Raw genomic sequence first — 17,917 nt, 5'->3', positions numbered from 1 at the left:
ACGGGTTATGATCGTACGACCATGAAGACTGTGCTTTTCGACTACGGCAACGTCGTGTCGCTTCCCCAGGCCCCCGAGGACGTCGCGCGCATGGCGGGAGGTGATCCGGGGTTCGAGGACCGCTACTGGGAGCTGCGGCTCGACTTCGACCGGGCCACGCTCGACCCGGCCGCGTACTGGTCCCACGTGTACGGCAGGCCGGTGGACGGCGCCGAGCTGGACGCGGTCGTCGCCCTCGACGCGGCGAGCTGGTCGCGGCCCAACGAGGAGACCGTGGCGATCATCGACGAGCTGGCCGGGATCGGGGTGCCCATGGCGCTGCTGTCCAACATGCCGGTCTGCATCGCCGAGAGCATCGACGCGCTGCCGTTCATGCGGCCCATCGGCCCGCGGTTCTACAGCGGCCGGATGGGCCTGGTGAAGCCGGAGCCGGAGATCTTCCACGAGACCGTGGCCTGGCTCGGGGTCGCCCCCGGCGACCTCGTCTTCGTGGACGACCGGCTGGAGAATGTCGCGGCGGCCGAGCGGGCGGGGCTCGCCGCCGTCCACTTCCGCGACGCCGCCGCCCTGCGGGAGGACCTCAAGAGACTGCTGGGCTGAGCTGCAACCCGGGGAGCACGGATTGCCGCAGAGCCCGGGCTTCTAATGGGCCTGCACCACCGGCGGGCCCTCGCTCGCCTGGACGAGGACGAACCCCTGGCCCCGGAAGGCGAGTTGCATGGCCTCGCCGCTGCCACGGCCGATCAGCGCGCCGGCCTTCATCGTCCGGTTGACGCCCACCTGCAGGTGGGCGCTCCAGCAGACCGCGGACTGGCCGTCGGCGAACGTCGGCATCTGGGAGGTGTCGAGGAGCACCGGCGTGCCGTGCGCGGTCACCGCGACCCAGCCGGTGCCGTTGATCGTCATGTTGAACAGGCCGCCCGCGGCGATCCCCGCGCCCTGCACCCGCTGGATGTCCCAGGTGAGCTGGGGATCGAAGGCCAGCAGGTTGCGGCCGTTGACGGTGAGGCCCTCGTTCTCCAGGTAGAACAGGTGGATGTCGTGGGCGTCGTCGGCCAGGAACAGCAGGCCCTGCCCTCTGACGCGCATCAGCGGCGCGCCCTCGCCGGTCACCATCTTCTTGAGCAGCCTGCCGACTCCGCCGGAGCCTTCGTAGTCGAAGTCCATCTGGCCCTGGAAGGCGACCATCGAGCCCTGCCTGGCGATCACCTCGTGCGGTAGGTGGACGCGGAGCATCTTGGAGTTCTGCAGGACGAAGTTGCCGGGGACCTGCTGGCCGTTCAGGTTCCCGAAGAGCGCGCTGCGCATGGAGAGTCCTTCGATGAGTGTGATCGTGCACGGGTAGTGACGATCGGGGGCGGGGTTCCGGTTCCACGCGCGGCCGCGTGATCGGGTGGAAGGAACCGCGACGACGGTCAGGTGCCCGAACTCGCCGGGGGGCGGGGGTCGAGGGGCGGCGCGTCGACCGGGCAGCGGCGGGGCGGCGCTCGGACGCGGTCGCGAGGACGTTCGACCTGATCGTGGCGAACGTGATGACCGCCGCGACGGCCATCATGGCCGCGCCGACCAGCATCGACGTGTGGAACCCCCGGGTGAAGGCGACCGGGGAGTCGTAGGCGTCCCCCGTCAGCCCCACCAGTGGCGGGACGGCCGCGACGGCCAGGAGGCCGCCCGTCCGGGCCAGGGCGTTGTTGACCCCGCTGGCCACGCCCGCGTACCGCTCCTCGGCCGTGGCGAGCACGGTCGCGGTGAGCGGGGCGACGGCGGCGGACAGGCCGAGCCCGAACACGACCGCCGCGGGCAGCACACCGGTGAGATAGGACGAGCCCGGGGCGATGCGACTCATCAGCAGCAGCCCGGCCGCGCACAGGAGGATGCCTCCCGTCATGGGCAGGCGCGGGCCCGTCTTCCTCGCCAGCTCGCCGGCCCGGGGCGACAGCAGCAGCATGAGGACCGTGACCGGGAGCATCGCCGACCCGGCGGCGACGGGAGAGAACCCGGCCGACACCTGGAGCTGGACGACCAGCAGGAAGAACACCAGGCCCATCGCGGCGTACATGACCAGCGTGACGACGTTGACCGCGGTGAACTCCTTCGAGGCGAAGACCCCCACGGGGACGAGGGACCGGGGCGAGCGCCGGACCTCCACCACCACGAAGCAGGCGGCCAGGACGAGCCCGGCGGCCAGCGGCACCAGGCCGTCGCCCGCCAGGATCAGGCCGTACGTCAGCCCGGCCAGCGCGGGGGCGGCGAGGACGGTCCCGAGCACGTCGAAGCGGCCGTGCGGCCCGGCGTCCCGGGTCTCTGGCACGTGCCGGGCGGCGACGCCGACCACGACGGCCGCGAGCGGAAGGTTGAGCAGGAACACCCACCGCCACCCGGCCGCCTCCACGAGCCATCCGCCGAGCAGCGGCCCGAGGGCGGCGGCCACGCCGCCCAGCCCCGACCAGGCGCCGACGGCGCGCGGCCGGTCGTCGCGCACGTAGCTCGCCTGGATGATCGCCAGGGACCCGGGGATCAGCAGGGCCCCGCCGATGCCCTGGAGTGCACGGGCGAGCACGAGCACGGGCGCGTTCGGCGCGATTCCGCAGAGGGCGGAGGCCAGGGCGAACCAGGCCACTCCGGCGACGAAGACCTTCCGCCTGCCGAGCCGGTCGCCCAGTGACCCGCCCAGCAGGATCAGCGCCGCCATGGTGAGGGTGTACGCGTTCACGGTCCACTGGAGGCCGGACATTCCGGCGTGGAGGTCGCGCCCGAGGGCGGGGAGGGCCACGTTGACCACGGTGCCGTCGAGCGTCGCCATGCCCGACCCGAGGACCGTGGTCAGCAGCACCCACCGGCCCGGTGCCGAGCGAAGCCGGATATGTCCGGATGTCATGGACGTCATCATGCGCCACTCAGGGGAATGGGTGCGCCACAGCAGTGGGGATTACACGATTACGATCGCTCACAGCGAACTGACGCAGAACAGGGAACAGGATCGGGCTCCTGTTAGTTGAGCCGACATAACTCAACCTAGTGGAGTGCTGATGTCCCAGATCCTTCCCGTCCTTCCGCTCGACGACGAGGTCGTCCTGCCCGGCATGGTCGTGCCCCTCGATCTGTCGGCCTCCGAGGTCCGCGCGGCCATCGACGCCGCCCGCGCCAATGGCGAGAGCACGGTCCTGCTGGTGCCCCGCATAGACGGCCGCTACGGCCCGGTGGGGGTGAGCGCCGTCGTGGAACAGGTCGGCCGGCTGCCGGGCGGGGAGCCCGCGGCCGTGGTGCGCGGCGTCGACCGCATGCGCGTCGGCACCGGCACCACCGGCCCCGGCGCGGCGCTGTGGGTCGAGGCGACGGTGCTGGAGCCGGTCGCCTCCGGGCCGAGGGCCGAGGAGCTCGCCAAGGAGTACAAGGCCCTCACCACCACGATCCTGCAGAAGCGGGGCGCGTGGCAGGTGGTCGACGCGGTCAACCAGATCAAGGACCCCGCCGTCCTCGCCGACAGCGCGGGATACGCTCCCTGGCTGCAGACGCCGCAGAAGCTGCTGCTCCTGGAGACCGCCGACCCGGCCGAGCGCCTGGACAAGCTGGTCGGCTGGGCCCGCGACCACCTCGCCGAGCTGGACGTCGCGGAGACCATCCGCAAGGACGTCCAGGAGGGCATGGAGAAGCAGCAGCGCGAGTTCCTGCTCCGCCAGCAGCTCGCGGCCGTGCGCAAGGAGCTCGCCGAGCTCAACGGCGACCCCTCCGACGAGGAGGAGGACTACCGCGCCCGCATCGAGGCCGCCGACCTGCCGGAGAAGGTCAGGGAGGCCGCGCTCAAGGAGGTCGGCAAGCTGGAGCGGGCCTCCGACCAGTCGCCCGAGAGCGGCTGGATCCGCACGTGGCTCGACACCGTGCTCGACATGCCGTGGAACGTCCACACGACCGACGAGTACGACATCGCCGGGGCCCGCGCGGTGCTCGACGCCGACCACACGGGCCTGGACGACGTGAAGGACCGCATCGTGGAATACCTCGCGGTGCGCAAGCGCAGGGCCGACAAGGGCCTCGGGGTGGTCGGCGGCCGGCGCAGCGGCGCCGTCCTCGCGCTGGCCGGCCCTCCCGGAGTCGGCAAGACCTCGCTCGGCGAGTCGGTCGCCCGCGCCATGGGCCGCAAGTTCGTCCGCGTCGCCCTCGGCGGCGTCCGCGACGAGGCGGAGATCCGCGGTCACCGGCGCACGTACGTGGGGGCGCTGCCCGGCCGCATCGTCCGGGCGATCCGCGAGGCGGGCTCGATGAACCCGGTCGTGCTGCTCGACGAGATCGACAAGGTCGGCGCCGACTACCGGGGCGACCCGACGGCGGCGCTGCTCGAGGTGCTCGACCCGGCGCAGAACCACACGTTCCGCGACCACTACCTGGAGGTCGAGCTCGACCTGAGCGACGTGCTGTTCCTCGCCACGGCCAACGTGCTGGAGCAGGTGCCCGGGCCGCTGCTCGACCGCATGGAGATCGTCACGCTCGACGGCTACACCGAGGACGAGAAGGTCGCCATCGCCCGCGACCATCTGCTCCCGCGCAACCTGGAGAAGGCCGGCCTCACCGCCGACGACGTGACGGTGGAGGAGGCGGCGCTGCGCCGCCTGGCGGGCGAGTACACCCGCGAGGCGGGCGTCCGCTCTCTCGAGCGCTCGATCGCCCGGATCCTGCGCAAGGCGACGGCGAAGGTCGCCCTCGGCGAGGCCGAGCTCCCGGTGACGGTCACGGCCGGCGACCTGGTCTCCTACCTGGGCCGGCCGCGCCACGTGCCCGAGTCGTCCCTGCCGGAGGCCCGGCAGCGTACGGCGGTGCCGGGCGTGGCGACCGGCCTCGCGGTGACCGGCGCGGGCGGCGACGTCCTCTACGTCGAGGCGTCGCTGGCCGACCCGGAGACCGGGGCGACCGGTGTGACCCTGACCGGCCAGCTCGGCGACGTGATGAAGGAGTCGGCGCAGATCGCGCTGTCCTTCCTGCGGTCGCGGGGCGCCGAGCTGGAACTGCCGGTCGGGTCGCTCAAGGACAGGTCGGTGCACATCCACGTGCCCGCGGGCGCGGTGCCGAAGGACGGCCCTTCGGCCGGTGTCACGATGACCACCGCCCTGGCCTCGCTGCTGTCGGGCCGGCCGGTCCGCGCCGACGTGGCGATGACCGGCGAGGTGTCCCTCACCGGGCGGGTGCTGCCGATCGGCGGGGTCAAGCAGAAGCTGCTGGCGGCCCACCGGGCGGGGATCACCACGGTGCTCATCCCGGCGCGCAACGAGCCCGACCTGGACGACGTCCCGGCCGAGGTGCTGGCCGACCTCACCGTCCACGCGGTGAGCGACGTCCGCGAGGTCCTCGACCTGGCCCTCACCCCGGCGACGGTCGCTCAGCAGGCGGCCGCCTGACCCACTCCACACGGCCCGCGTCTCCGCTCCGGAGGCGCGGGCCTTTCCCTGTGACGAAGCACACATTCCCGGTATGGAATAAGGATTAGCTCACTCCTGTTTCAGCCGGTCGTGAGCGTATCGAACCTGGTGAACCCGCCCGAGCGAGGGTGTCCCACGGCCTGAAGCCCGCGACCCCACCCCTCTCACGAAGGCACTCACCGATGACGCTCTCCCCGCTGCCCGATCTGATCCTGCGCCGGATCACGCTGTGTTTCCCGCTCACCATCGGGGCGCTCACACCCGCCTGGTCGTGCCGGAGGCGCGCCATTCAGCACTTCCCTCGTCGCTCGGAGCCGCTCGTCCCTCGCTCCCCGCTCGCTCCTCAGTCCAGATCGGCGGCGCGCCCCTCAAGGATCGCTCGCCTCACGCGCGCGAGGCCAAGCGGAGTCGGCTCAACGTTTTCGAAGGACAGCAAGTGATCACGGTTACGGGCCTGCGCAAGGCCTACGGCGACGTCGTCGCGCTCGACGGCGTCGACCTCCACGTCGGCAAGGGCGAGGTCTTCGGCGTGCTCGGGCGCAGCGGCGCAGGCAAGAGCACCCTGCTGCGCTGCGTCAACCTGCTCGAGCGTCCCGACGAGGGCGTGGTGACCGTCGACGGGCGCGAGCTGACCGCCCTCGGCGCGGCCGACCTGCGCCGCGCCCGCCAGCGCATCGGCATGATCCACCAGCACTTCGCGCTGCTGTCGTCGCGCACGGTGGCGGGCAACGTGGCCTTCCCCCTGGAGGTCATGGGCGTCGGCAGGGCCGCCCGGGCCCGGCGCGTCGCGGAGATGCTCGACCTCGTGGGGCTGACCGACCGGGCCGGGGCCTACCCCGCGCAGCTGTCCGGCGGCCAGAAGCAGCGGGTCGGCATCGCGCGGGCGCTCGCGGCCGAGCCGTCGGTGCTGCTGTCGGACGAGGCCACCTCCGCGCTCGACCCCGCCACGACCCAGTCGATCCTGGCCCTGCTGCGGCGGCTCAACCGGGAGCTGGGGCTGACCATCCTGCTCATCACCCACGAGATGGACGTCATCAAGGCCGTCTGCGACTCGGCGGCGATCATGAGCGACGGGCGGATCGCCGAGGCGGGCCCCATCCCCGACCTGCTCGCCACCCCCGGGTCGCGCCTGGCGGCCGAGCTGTTCCCGCTGCCGCCCGCCGAGCCCGGCACCGTGACGGTCGCCCTGGCCGCCGACCAGACCCTGCTGTCGAGGCTCGCGCGCACGTACGACGTGGACGTCGCCGTCGCCGCGGGCGCGGTCGAACAGGTCGCGGGGGTCCCGGCGGGCCGGCTGCGGCTGCGGATCACCGGATCCGGTACGGCTGCCGCCCTCGCCGACCTGCGCGAGCGCGGCCTGCTGGTGGAGGAGGACGCATGACCTGGTCGGAGATGAGCCCTCTGCTGTGGGAGGCCACCGGGCAGACCGCCGTGATGGTGGGCTGGTCCACGTTGTTCACCGTGCTGTTCGGGCTGCCGCTCGGCGTCTGCCTGGCCGGGACGGACCGGGGCGGGCTGTTCCCGGCCCCCGCCGTGCGGCGCGTGCTCGGCCTGGTCGTCAACGTCGGCCGGTCGCTGCCCTTCATCGTCCTCATGATCGCGGTCATCCCGGTGACCCGCGTGCTCACCGGCACCACGATCGGGACCGCCGCCGCGGTGGTCCCGCTGACGATCGGGGCGGTGCCGTTCTTCGCCCGGCTGGTGGAGACGGCGTTGCGCGAGGTGGGCCGCGACGTCGTGCAGGCGGCCGAGGCGATGGGGGCGGGCCGGGTGACGATCGTGGCGCGCGTCCTGCTCCCCGAGGCGCTGCCCGGCCTGGTCGCCGGGCTGACCGTCACCGTGGTCACGCTCATCTCCTACTCGGCCATGGCCGGGGTGATCGGCGGTGGCGGTCTCGGCGACCTCGCCGTCCGCTACGGATACCAGCGGTTCGAGACCACGCTCATGGTCGTCACCGTGGTCGTGCTGGTCGTCGTGGTGCAGCTCGCGCAGACCCTGGGCGACGCCGTCGCCCGCCGTCTTTCCCACCGTTAACCCATCTAAGGAGTTCTGTCCCATGCGTAGAACGCTCGGCCTCGTCATCGCCGCCGTGGTCGCGCTCGTGTTGTCCGCCTGCGGGTCCTCGTCTTCGGACACCGCGACCGCCTCCGGCACGGCGGCGGCGAACGCCCCGCTCAAGGTCGGCGTGAGCCCGGTGCCGCACGCGCAGATCCTGAAGTACGTGGCCGACAATCTGGCCGCCGCGAAGGGCCTGAAGCTTGAGATCGTCGAATTCAGCGACTACGTGCAGCCCAACCTGCAGCTCCAGGACGGCCAGCTCGACGCCAACTACTTCCAGCACAAGCCCTACCTGGACGACTTCAACGCCTCCAAGGGCACGAAGCTGAGCTTCGTCGCCCCCGTGCACCTGGAGCCGCTCGGCCTGTACTCCAAGAAGGTCAAGGACCTCGCCTCGCTGCCGCAGGGCGGCACGGTCGCGGTGCCCAACGACGCCACCAACCTCGGCCGGGCGCTCAAGCTGCTCGCCGACAACGGCGTGGTCACGCTCAAGGACGGCGTGGGCACCGCCGCGACCGAGCGCGACGTGACCGGCAACCCGAAGAACCTGACCTTCCGCCCGCTGGAGGCCGCGCAGCTCCCGCGCTCGCTCGACGACGTCGACGCCGCCGTGATCAACGGCAACTACGCGCTGGAGGCGAACCTCAACCCGTCCTCCGACGCGCTGGTGCTGGAGAAGGCCGAGGGCAACCCGTACGCCAACGGCCTGGTGGTCGCGCAGGGGCACGAGAGCGACCCGCGGGTGAAGACGCTGGCCGGGCTGCTGACCGGCCCCGAGGTGAAGAAGTACATCGAGGACACCTTCAAGGGCTCGGTCATCCCCGCCTCCTGACGCGAACATATGTGGACGAATCATCCAGTCGCTTGACCGGATGATTCGTCCATGCTGTCATGGCCCCATGTTGTACGGGACACCGGCACTGGAGGCCGCGGACGAGAAGGTGCTCGCCGAGATCGAGGAGATGCGGCGCGACCTGAAATACCGGCTGGCGGAGGCCCACCGCTGGGACGGCCTGCTGCGGCGGCAGTTGCAGGCGCGCGCGATCCAGGGATCCAACTCCATCGAGGGCTACCACGCCAGCGTCGAGGACATCGAGTCGATCATGTCCGGCGAGGACCCCCTGGAGACGTCGGCGGCCGTGGCCCGGGAGATCGCCGGCTACCGGCAGGCGCTCACCTACATCGGCACCCTGTCGCGGGCACGGGTCTTCCGCTACGACGCGGGCCTGCTGCACGCGCTCAACTTCATGATGATCGGCCATCACGTGGACAAGACGCCGGGCACGGTGCGGCCCGGCGGGATCTACGTGCGCAACTCCGCCACCGGCGAGGTGGTCTACGAGGGCCCGGACCACGAACAGGTCCCCGACCTGCTGGCGGAACTGGTCGAGTGGCTCAACGGGGGCGACCTCGGCGCGCCCAGCTACGTGCGCGCCGCCATGGCGCACCTCAACCTCGTCAAGATCCACCCGTGGCGGGACGGCAACGGGCGCATGTCGCGGGCGCTGCAGACGCTCGTGCTCGGCCGCGACCAGATCACCACGCCGGAGTTCGCCTCGATCGAGGAGTGGCTGGGCGAGGGCCGCACCACCTACGACTACTATGACGTGCTCGGCGAGGTGGGACGCCGCCGGTGGAGCCCGCACGGGGACACCCTCTCGTGGGTGCGGTTCGTCCTGCGCTGCCACCACATGCAGGCGCAGCGGGTGGGACGCCGGCTCGCCGAGGCGGGCGAGGTGTGGATGCTGCTGGAGGAGCAGACCGGGGCGCAGGGCCTGCACCCGCGCACGGTCTCGGCGCTCTACCAGGTGTTCGTCTCCCGGCGGCTGCGGCGGGGCATGTACCAGGCCGACGAGGGGCTGAGCCAGGGCCAGGCCGCCCGCGACCTGCGCGAGCTGGCGGCCACCGGGTGGCTCCAGCCGTACGGGGAGACGAAGGGCCGCTTCTACGCGCCGGGGCCGAAGATGACGGAGATCAAGGCCGCGTTCGCCGAGCGGGCCAGACCGCTGCGCGACCCCTACCGGGCGCTGGAGGGCTGAGCGGACGCATCGGGAATTCGCGCCTACCGCGCGGAAAGCAAACCGAGTAACGTTCGGTTATGCACCCTGGGGCGATCGCGGCGGTGATGCCGGACAAACCGGCAGTGATCATGGCGGGCTCCGGCCGTGTGATCACCTTTCGCGAGCTCGACGAGGAATCCAACCGCCTGGCCCATCTGCTGCGGGCCGCGGGCCTGAAGCCTGGCGATCACATCGCCTTCATGCTGGAGAACCATCCGCTCTTCCTCGTGATCGCCTGGGCCGCGCACCGCTCGGGCCTGTACTACACCGCGATCAGCTCCCGCCTCCAGGCCGACGAGCTGTCGTACATCGTGGACAACTGCGGGGCCCGGGTCTTCATCTCCTCGGCGAAGCTCGCCGGCGTCGCGAGCGCCGTCACCGAGGCCACGCCCGGGGTCGAGCTGCGGCTCATGGTCGACGGCGTCGCCCCGGGGTTCACCTCGTACGAGGAGGCCGTGGCGGGGCAGCCCGTGACGCCGGTCGACGACGAGTGCCAGGGCGCCGACATGCTCTACTCGTCGGGCACCACGGGACGCCCCAAGGGGGTCAAGCCGCCGCTCAGCCGGGCGCCGCTGGAGGCCCCCGGCGCCCTGGTGCAGCTCATCCAGTTCCTGTTCGCGCCCTCGGCCGACAGCGTGTACCTGTCGCCCGCGCCGCTCTACCACGCCGCTCCGCTGCGGTACAGCATGTCGTTCCAGCGCCTCGGCGCGACCGTGGTGGTGATGGAGAGGTTCGACCCCGAGGAGGCGCTGGCGCTCGTCGAGCGGCACCGGGTCACCCACGCGCAGTGGGTGCCCACGATGTTCGTCAAGATGCTCAAGCTGCCCGAGGAGGTGCGCGAGCGCTACGACCTGTCGTCGCTGCGCTGCGCCATCCACGCCGCCGCGCCCTGCCCCGTCGAGGTCAAGGAGCGGATGATGGAGTGGTGGGGGCCGATCATCCACGAGTACTACGCGGGCACGGAGGGCAACTGCTTCCTGTACGCGGGGCCGGAGGACTGGCTCGCCCACAAGGGCACGGTGGGCCGGCCGCTGCTCGGGGTCACCCACGTCTGCGACGAGGACGGAAACGAGCTGCCGCCCGGTGAGCACGGCACGGTCTACTTCTCGGACGGGCCGAAGTTCGAGTATCACGGCGACCCCGAGAAGACCGCGTCGGTCCAGGACCCCAAGGGCCGCGGCTGGACCACGCTGGGGGACATCGGCTACCTGGACGATGACGGCTTCCTCTACCTCACCGACCGGCGCTCGTACATGATCATCTCCGGTGGGGTGAACATCTACCCGCAGGAGGCCGAGAACGTGCTGGCGATGCACCCCGAGGTGGCCGACGTGGCCGTCTTCGGGGTGCCGGACCCCGAGATGGGCGAGCAGGTCAAGGCCGTCGTGCAGCCGGCGGACCCGGCCGCCGCCGGTCCCGCCCTGGAGGCCGAGCTGATCGCCTACTGCCGGGAACGCCTGGCCCACTACAAGTGCCCGAAGTCGGTCGACTTCCGGGACGAGCTGCCCCGCCACCCCACCGGCAAGCTGTACAAGCGCCTGCTCAGGGACGAGTACTGGCCCCGGACGAGCTGACATAAAGTACGCGTAGGGCGCTCGGGGATCCCCACCGCTGATCGCTTAGCGAGACCTTATCGCCGATGCGTCATCGTATTACGTGTACCGGCGGAGAGCCGGGATCACCGGCGAATCCATTGAGGGGGATGGCGATGAGTTCACCTGAGCACGTTCCCGGCGACGAGAACACCCAGATACTCCCCGGTCACGGCTGGAGCCAGTTTGGAAGCACTCCGCCGCAGCACGGGCAGTACACCGGGGCGTACCAGTCGTACGGCGCCTACGGGAGCGGTTCTTATGACACGGCGCAGTTTCCGCCGCCTCCGGCGCGGAAGGGCACGCTGACCGCCCGACAGAAGGCGGGTGCGGGCCTCGCCCTCGTGGCCGTGGCGCTGGGCGGCGGGGTCACCGGGGCCCTCGTCGCGAACAGTGTGAACGGCGGGCAGACGGTGATCGCGAGCCCGGTGGTCAAGGGGGTGTCCAACTCCTCCACCACCACCATCGCGGCGGTGGCCAAGGCGATCATGCCGTCCGTGGTGTCCATCGAGGTGAAGACCGCCACGGCCGGCGGCGAGGGGTCCGGTGTCATCCTGTCGGCCGACGGTCTGATCCTGACGAACAACCATGTGGTGAGCATCGGCGGCGGGGGCGGTGGCACGGTCACCGTGAAGTTCAGCGACGGCAAGACCGCCAACGCCGTCATCAAGGGCACCGACCCCACCACCGACCTCGCGGTCATCCAGGCGCAGGGCGTGTCCGGCCTGACCCCCGCCTCCCTCGGCGACAGCGACAAGCTCCAGGTCGGCGACGCCGTCCTCGCGATCGGCAGCCCGCTCGGCCTGGAGGGATCGGTCACCTCCGGCATCGTGAGCGCCCTCGACCGCACGCTGACCGAGGCCCCCGAAGAGCAGCAGCAGCCGCAGTTCCCCTGGGGCATGGAACAGCAGCAGCAGCCGCAGAGCCAGGGCACCACGATCGGCGGCATGATCCAGACCGACGCCGCGATCAACCCCGGCAACTCCGGCGGCGCGCTGGTCAACTCCTCCGGGCAGGTCGTCGGCGTCAACACGGCGATCGCCACCTCGGGCTCCAGCTCCGGCAACATCGGCGTGGGCTTCGCGATCCCCATCAACACCGCGAAGCTCGTCTCCGAGCAGCTCATCAAGACGGGCAAGGCGACCCACGCCTTCTTCGGCGTGAGCGTGGCCGACGCGGTCGGCGGCGCGTCCGGCGCGGTGGTCAGCTCGATCACGGCCGGCAGCCCGGCGGAGAAGGCCGGCCTCAAGGAGGGCGACCTGATCACCAAGATCAACGACAAGCTGGTGGACAGCGCGGAGGCGCTCGTCGGCACCATCCGCAGCTCCCGCCCCGGCGACAAGGTGACGGTCACCTACACCCGTGACGGCAAGGAGAACACCATCACCACCGCGCTCGCGGAGCAGTCGTCCACGAGCTGACGGTCCACGATCGTCGCCGGCGGGCCTCTGGGGGGACGGCCCGTCGGCGATCGCTTTTCCTGAGAGAAGTGCCTACCTGCGCCGGCGGCCGCTGATCGCGCGGAAGGTGTCCTCCAGGGCGGTGAGGGTCTCGTCGTACGTGAGCCGGGCGGCCACCCCGACGGAGAGGCAGTCGACGACGGTGAGCTGGGCGATCCTGCTGCCCATCGCGCCGAAGCGGAACGGGGTCTCGCGGGCCGCGGTCTTCAGCACGATGTCGGCGAGCTCCGTGATCGGCGAGGGGTCGAAGTTCGTGATCGCGATCGTGGTCGCCCGCCGGTCGGCGGCGAGCCGCAGCGCGTCCAGGACGTCGACGGTGGTGCCGGTGTGCGAGATGCCGATCGCGACGTCGCCCCCGCGAAGCAGCGCGGCCGAGGTGAGCGCGCTGTGGAAGTCCTGCCAGGCGAAGGCCATCAGGCCGATCCGGTGCAGCTTCTGGTGCAGATCGGCCGCGACGAAGCCGCTCGCCCCGGCGCCGTAGAGGTCCACGCGGCGGGCCCCGGCGATGGCGGTGACCGCACGCTCCAGCGCGGCGGTGTCGAGGTGCTCGGCGGTCTCCGCGACCGCGCGGGAGTCGCTGTAGCCGATCTTGGCGACGATCTCCTCCAGCGGATCGTCGGCGCTGATGTCGCCGTCGAGCGGGCGTGCGTCCCCGGCACGCGACGCCTCCAGCGTCGCCTCGCGGGCGAGCGCGATCCGCAGCTCGGGGTAGCCGCGCAGCCCGATGGCCCGGCAGAAGCGCAGCACCGTGGCCTCCGAGGTGCCGCACTCGCGGGCGAGCGCCCCGATCGGCCGGTCCGCGACGCCCTGGGGGTCGGCCAGCACCGCGCGCGCGACCCGTTGCTCCGCGGGCCGCAGAGACCGGATCGCGCCGCGCAGCCGCACGAGAATCCCGTTCGAAGCCGGGATGCCGCTCGGGTGGTCGTCGCCGGGGCTCATCCGCCCTGCCTCTACTTGCTCATGCCGGCGGTCAGCCCGGCGATGATCTGCTTGGTCGCCAGGACGAACAGCACGAAGAGCGGCGCCGTGGCGAGGACCAGACCGGCGAACAGCGCCGACCAGTCGGTCGTGTACTCGCCGAAGAACTGCGACAACCCGCGCGGGATCGTGAACTTCTCGTCGGAGCGCAGCAGCACCAGCGGGTAGAGGAACTCATGCCACAGCGGCACGAACTGGAACAGCGTCACCGACGCCAGCGCGGGCCGCACCAGTGGCAGCATGATCTGCCCGAAGATCCGGAACTCGCCGGCCCCGTCGAGCCGGGCCGCCTCGTCCAGCTCCCCCGGCAGGGAACGGTAGAACGCCGACAGCACGAACATGCAGAACGGCACCCCCGACGCGGCGTACAGCAGCGTGAGCCCGAGCAGCGAGTCGATCAGCCCCATGGAGTCCATGAGGTAGAAGATCGGCACCAGGCCCAGCCGGATCGGCAGCATGAGCCCCGCCAGGAAGTACGCCCCGAGCACCCGGTTGCCGAAGAAGTCGTAGCGGGCCAGCGGGTAGGCCGCCAGCGCGGAGACCGCCGTGCCGAGCAGCACGGCGCCGCAGGTGACGGTCAGCGAGTTCAGCAGGTAGGTGCTGAACGACGCCTCCGTCCACACCCGGCCGTAACTGCGCAGCGTCGGGGACGCCGGCAGCCCCAGCGGCGCGGTGAAGATCTCGCTGGTGGGCCGCAGCGAGTTGACCAGCATGACGACCAACGGCAGCAGCGCGACGACCGCGTACCCCCACAGCAGCAGGTGGACGGCGACGCGCCCCGGCGCCCGGTGCCGGGCCGTCACAGCAGCCTCCTCTCCCGGCGCCGGAAGTACGAGCTGGCCAGTAGCGACACCCCGAAGATGAACACGAACATCAGCACGGCGAGCGCCGACGACCGCCCGATCGCGTTCACGCCGCCTTCGACGAACGCGACCCGGTAGAACAGCAGGCCGAGCACGTCGGTCGAGCCCGCCGGGGACCCGGTGGACCCGGCCATCGCGTAGACCAGTCCGAAGGCGTTGAAGTTGCCGATGAACGTCAGCACGCTCACCACGCCGATCGCCGGGGTGAGCAGCGGCAGCGTCACCCGCCGGAACGCCTGCCAGGCCGAGGCGCCGTCGACCCGGGCCGCCTCGTGATACTCGGCCGGGATTCCGGCGAGCGCGGCGGAGAACAGCAGCATGGGGAAGCCCACCCACTGCCAGGCATTGACCAGGATGACGACCGGCAGCGCCGTACGCGTGTCGCCCAGCCAGGGCAGCGCCCACGAGTCCAGCCCGGCCGCCTCGAGCAGCGAGTTGACCGGGCCGAACGTCGGGTTGAGCAGCAGGCTCCACAGGTAGCCGACGACCAGCGGGTCCACCAGGTAGGGCGTTGTGAACGCGGCCTGCAGGAACCGCTTGCCGCGGCCGTACCGGAACAGCAGGAGGGCGAACAGCAGCCCGACCGTGTTCTGGATCAGCATCGTCCCGGCGAAGAACAGCGCGTTGTGCGCCAGCGCCCGCCACAGCTGCTGGTCGTAGGGGTAGACGCCGAACAGGTCCCGGTAGTTGGCGAGCCCGGCGAACCCCGTCTGCCGGATTCCGCGCCACTCGAAGAAGCTGTAGTCGAGCGCGGTGACCAGTGGATAGACGATGAAGACCGAGTAGAGCAGGAACGCGGGCAGCAGGAAGACGGCCAGCACCCGCCACCGCGGCACGTACCGGCGACCGGCGCCGGTGCGTGCCGCGCGACGCCCGGAAAAGCGGCCGGAAAGGCGTCGGGGGAACCGTCCGGGAGAGCGCCGGGGCGTGCTCAGTTCCCCGGCTTGAACCACTGCCCGACGCCCTTCTGCACGCTCTCGGCGACCGCCTTGGGATCGGTCTGGCCCGCCAGCATCTTCTGCACTTCGTCCCGGAAGACCGCGTCGCCGTTCGGCTGGCCGTACCGGAAGTCGACGAGCAGCGTGTACGGCGCGCCGTTGGCGGCGTAGTTCTTCGCCATCTCGGCCAGCAGCGGGTCCGGCGGCGTGACCCCGGGAACCGCCGACAGCTGCTTCAGCTCGCTCGCGTAGAGCTGCCCGAACTCCGGCGTCGCCATCCACTTGACCAGTTCGAGCGCCTCGGCCTGGTGGGCCGACTTGGCGTTGACGCCGAACGAGCCGTCGGCCCAGCCCGGCGTCACGGGCGTGGTCACCGGGGAGCCGGGCGGCGGCGGCACCTGGAAGACGCCGAGATCCAGGCTCGGGTTGCCGCGAGCACGGGCGCCAGGTCGAAGCTGCCCGTGGGGTACATCGCGGCCTTTCCGGTGGCGAACAGCGCCTGGACGTCGGGGATCTTGACGGCCACTACATCCTTGGGGAAGTACGGCTCCAGGTCCTTGATCAGCTTGATCGAGGCCGTGAAGTCGGGGTCGGTGAACTTCTTCTCGCCGCGCAGCAGCGCGTCCCGGAACTTCGTGCTGCCGTAACGGGCGTTGCCGAAGATCTCGTGGACGATCGGCAACGTCCAGGTCGCGTCGGGCCCGGCCGCGACGGCGAACGGCGTGACCCCGGCCGCCTTCAGCTTGCCGGCCGCCGCGATCATGTCGTCCCAGGTGGCGGGGGGCTGGATGCCGTTGTCGCCGAACAGCTTCTTGTTGTAGAGCACCTGGAGCGTCTGGTAGGCGAACGGCACGCCGTAGATCTTGCCGTCCTTGTGGCCCTTGGCGCCCTCCAGCAGCTTGGCGTCGAAGCCGGACAGCGCCTCCACCTTGCCGTCCAGCGGCACCAGCTGGCCCGCCTCGACCAGCGGCTGCAACCCGCCGTAGGACTTCAGCTGGGCGACGTCGGGCCCGGCGGTGCCGGACAGGCCGGTGGCCAGGATGTTGGGGTACTCGGTGGCCTGGAACGGCTTGAACTCGACATGGATCTTCGGGTGCGACTTCTCGAACGTGGCGAGGATCTTCTCGTACGCCTTGACGTCCTCCACCCGCCACGACCACAGACTCAGCGTGACCTTGTCACCGCCCGCCTTGTCGCCCTGCTCGGATGCGCCGCTCTGCGCTGTACTGCCCTGCCCTGGAGCGCACGCCGCCAGCGCCACCGCGAGCACGCCGATGGCTCCCGCGATCCATCTTCTCTTCATGAGACTCCCTGTCGGCTCGTAGCCACTTCGGCGAGCGCCATGCGTTGTAGGTAAATACCATGCAAGGTCATCGCGTTGTCTGAAAATTACTTACATCTGACAAGATCCGCAATGCCTTCTTCACGGAAGGTTCACGCGAACAGGTGGCGGGGCGAGAGCGGTCAGCCGCGGTGGCGGGTGAGGGCCTCCGACTCCCACAGATCGCGGTAGTAACCCGGCACGGCGACGAGGTCGGCGTGCGCGCCGCGCTGGGTGACCCTGCCGCCCTCCAGCACGACGATCTCGTCGACCTGTTCCAGGCCGCGCAGCCGGTGGGTGACCAGCAGCGTGGTGCGGCCGCGGGTGGCGTCCAGCAGGTCGGCCATCAGCAGGTCGGCCGTCTCCTCGTCCAGGGCCTCGGCCGGCTCGTCCAGCAGCAGCACCGGCGGGTCGTACAGCAGGGCCCGGGCCAGCGCGAGCCGCTGGAGCTGGCCGCCGGAGACCGTCCTGCCGTCCTCGCCGAGCACCGCGTCCCAGCCGGTGCGCTCGGTCCAGGCGTCCAGGCGGGCCCGCCGTACGGCCGCCTCGATGTCCTCGGTGGACGCCTGCGGCCCGGCCAGGCGCAGGTTGTCGCTGACCGTGGCCTGGAAGACGTACGGGTCCTGGGTGAGGCCCGTGACGAGCGCCCGCACGTCGTCGGAGGACAGGCGCCGCACGTCGACCCCGTTGAGCCGGATCGCGCCGGACTCGATCTCCACGGTCCGCATCAGCGCCGACAGCAGGGTGCTCTTCCCCGCGCCGCTCGGGCCGACCACCGCGACCCGGCGGCCCGGCGTCAGCGTCAGGCTCACGCCGTTCAGCGCGGGCTCACGCCCGCCGTGGCGCACCACGAGGTCGTCGACCTCGACCGTCAGCGGCGGTTCGGGCGCGGGCGCCGGATCCGCGGGCTCACGCACCGCCGGGGGAGTGGCGGCGGTCTCCCTGAGCCTGCGCAGCGCCGCGACCACCCCCGCGAACCGCTCGCCCCGCGGCCGCCAGCGGCAGCGCGGGCTCGAAGGCGACCAGCGCGGTCAGGGCGGCCACGGCGGTCGCGACCCGGCCGAGACCGGCGGCCTGGGCCGTCAGGACCACGACGACGACGGTCAGTCCCTGCGTCAGCATGCCGACGCCGAGCGCGGCGGCGTTGATCCGGGCCTGCCCCCGCTCCAGCAGGGATTGTCAGTGGCGTTGTGCCGGCCTCGCCCCGATCGCCTGCATCCTGTCGCCCGGCGCAGC

General features: G+C 71.3%; 17 protein-coding genes and 1 pseudogene. 9 read left to right on the top strand and 9 right to left on the bottom strand.

All coding sequences use genetic code 11. The features are described from left to right. The first annotated feature begins 21 nt into the window (after positions 1–21). Positions 22–600, top strand: coding sequence for an HAD-IA family hydrolase (locus B1L11_RS37315; RefSeq protein ID WP_079319977.1), 579 nt, complete (start codon positions 22–24; stop codon positions 598–600). Positions 601–642: 42 nt separating this feature from the next. Here the strand turns inward: B1L11_RS37315 and B1L11_RS37310 are convergent, their stop codons facing one another. Continuing rightward, positions 643–1,308, bottom strand: coding sequence for an AIM24 family protein (locus B1L11_RS37310; RefSeq protein WP_079319976.1), 666 nt, complete (start codon positions 1,306–1,308; stop codon positions 643–645). 77 nt (positions 1,309–1,385) lie between these two features. Between B1L11_RS37310 and B1L11_RS52890 the strand changes: the two genes are divergently transcribed. Beyond that, positions 1,386–1,616 (top strand): hypothetical protein, encoded by a 231-nt coding sequence (locus B1L11_RS52890; protein WP_143737824.1) that lies wholly within the window; start codon positions 1,386–1,388, stop codon positions 1,614–1,616. 101 nt (positions 1,617–1,717) lie between these two features. Here B1L11_RS52890 and B1L11_RS37305 read toward each other — a convergent pair. Further along, positions 1,718–2,803: pseudogene (locus tag B1L11_RS37305) on the bottom strand (MFS transporter); the annotation flags it as partial. Between the two features lie 226 nt (positions 2,804–3,029). On the opposite strand from B1L11_RS37305, the gene lon reads away from it, so the two are divergent. The 7 genes from lon to B1L11_RS37270 all read left to right on the top strand — a co-directional run bounded on the left by lon (position 3,030) and on the right by B1L11_RS37270 (position 12,542). Beyond that, the gene (lon, locus tag B1L11_RS37300; protein WP_079319987.1) at positions 3,030–5,390 is read left to right on the top strand and encodes an endopeptidase La; all 2,361 of its coding nucleotides are present in this window, start codon (positions 3,030–3,032) and stop codon (positions 5,388–5,390) included. A 457-nt stretch (positions 5,391–5,847) separates the two neighbouring features. Beyond that, complete coding sequence (locus tag B1L11_RS37295; RefSeq protein ID WP_079319975.1) at positions 5,848–6,792, top strand: methionine ABC transporter ATP-binding protein; 945 nt, start codon at positions 5,848–5,850, stop codon at positions 6,790–6,792. Beyond that, a complete protein-coding gene (locus B1L11_RS37290; protein ID WP_079319974.1) occupies positions 6,789–7,445 on the top strand; it encodes a methionine ABC transporter permease in 657 nt (218 codons plus the stop codon). The genes B1L11_RS37295 and B1L11_RS37290 overlap by 4 nt, the downstream gene beginning before the upstream one ends. Positions 7,446–7,467: 22 nt before the next feature. Continuing rightward, positions 7,468–8,301: a MetQ/NlpA family ABC transporter substrate-binding protein gene (locus tag B1L11_RS37285; protein WP_079319973.1), complete on the top strand. Its 834-nt coding sequence runs from the start codon at positions 7,468–7,470 to the stop codon at positions 8,299–8,301. 67 nt (positions 8,302–8,368) lie between these two features. Continuing rightward, positions 8,369–9,508 (top strand): Fic family protein, encoded by a 1,140-nt coding sequence (locus B1L11_RS37280; RefSeq protein WP_079319972.1) that lies wholly within the window; start codon positions 8,369–8,371, stop codon positions 9,506–9,508. Between the two features lie 59 nt (positions 9,509–9,567). After that, complete coding sequence (locus tag B1L11_RS37275; protein WP_079319971.1) at positions 9,568–11,103, top strand: acyl-CoA synthetase; 1,536 nt, start codon at positions 9,568–9,570, stop codon at positions 11,101–11,103. A gap of 134 nt (positions 11,104–11,237) precedes the next feature. Then, positions 11,238–12,542, top strand: a complete 1,305-nt coding sequence (locus tag B1L11_RS37270) for a S1C family serine protease (RefSeq protein ID WP_079319986.1) — start codon at positions 11,238–11,240, stop codon at positions 12,540–12,542. Between the two features lie 72 nt (positions 12,543–12,614). Here the strand turns inward: B1L11_RS37270 and B1L11_RS37265 are convergent, their stop codons facing one another. The 7 genes from B1L11_RS37265 to B1L11_RS52885 all read right to left on the bottom strand — a co-directional run bounded on the left by B1L11_RS37265 (position 12,615) and on the right by B1L11_RS52885 (position 17,803). Then, a complete protein-coding gene (locus tag B1L11_RS37265) occupies positions 12,615–13,520 on the bottom strand; it encodes a MurR/RpiR family transcriptional regulator (protein ID WP_079319970.1) in 906 nt (301 codons plus the stop codon). 11 nt (positions 13,521–13,531) lie between these two features. After that, a complete protein-coding gene (locus tag B1L11_RS37260; RefSeq protein ID WP_079319969.1) occupies positions 13,532–14,362 on the bottom strand; it encodes a carbohydrate ABC transporter permease in 831 nt (276 codons plus the stop codon). After that, positions 14,359–15,258, bottom strand: coding sequence for a carbohydrate ABC transporter permease (locus B1L11_RS37255; RefSeq protein WP_079319968.1), 900 nt, complete (start codon positions 15,256–15,258; stop codon positions 14,359–14,361). The genes B1L11_RS37260 and B1L11_RS37255 overlap by 4 nt, the downstream gene beginning before the upstream one ends. A 95-nt stretch (positions 15,259–15,353) precedes the next feature. Beyond that, positions 15,354–15,734 (bottom strand): hypothetical protein, encoded by a 381-nt coding sequence (locus B1L11_RS37250; RefSeq protein ID WP_179155504.1) that lies wholly within the window; start codon positions 15,732–15,734, stop codon positions 15,354–15,356. Continuing rightward, positions 15,731–16,663 (bottom strand): ABC transporter substrate-binding protein, encoded by a 933-nt coding sequence (locus B1L11_RS37245; protein WP_079319966.1) that lies wholly within the window; start codon positions 16,661–16,663, stop codon positions 15,731–15,733. The genes B1L11_RS37250 and B1L11_RS37245 overlap by 4 nt, the downstream gene beginning before the upstream one ends. A 161-nt stretch (positions 16,664–16,824) precedes the next feature. After that, positions 16,825–17,598 (bottom strand): amino acid ABC transporter ATP-binding/permease protein, encoded by a 774-nt coding sequence (locus tag B1L11_RS37240; protein WP_256863221.1) that lies wholly within the window; start codon positions 17,596–17,598, stop codon positions 16,825–16,827. Then, on the bottom strand, positions 17,591–17,803 hold the full coding sequence (locus B1L11_RS52885; protein ID WP_256863220.1) for a hypothetical protein: 213 nt from the start codon (positions 17,801–17,803) through the stop codon (positions 17,591–17,593). The genes B1L11_RS37240 and B1L11_RS52885 overlap by 8 nt, the downstream gene beginning before the upstream one ends. Positions 17,804–17,917 lie beyond the last annotated feature (114 nt).

This window comes from Microbispora sp. GKU 823, from assembly GCF_002027145.1.
Lineage (GTDB): Bacteria > Actinomycetota > Actinomycetes > Streptosporangiales > Streptosporangiaceae > Microbispora > Microbispora siamensis.
This window is presented reverse-complemented; position numbering and strand designations above follow the sequence as displayed.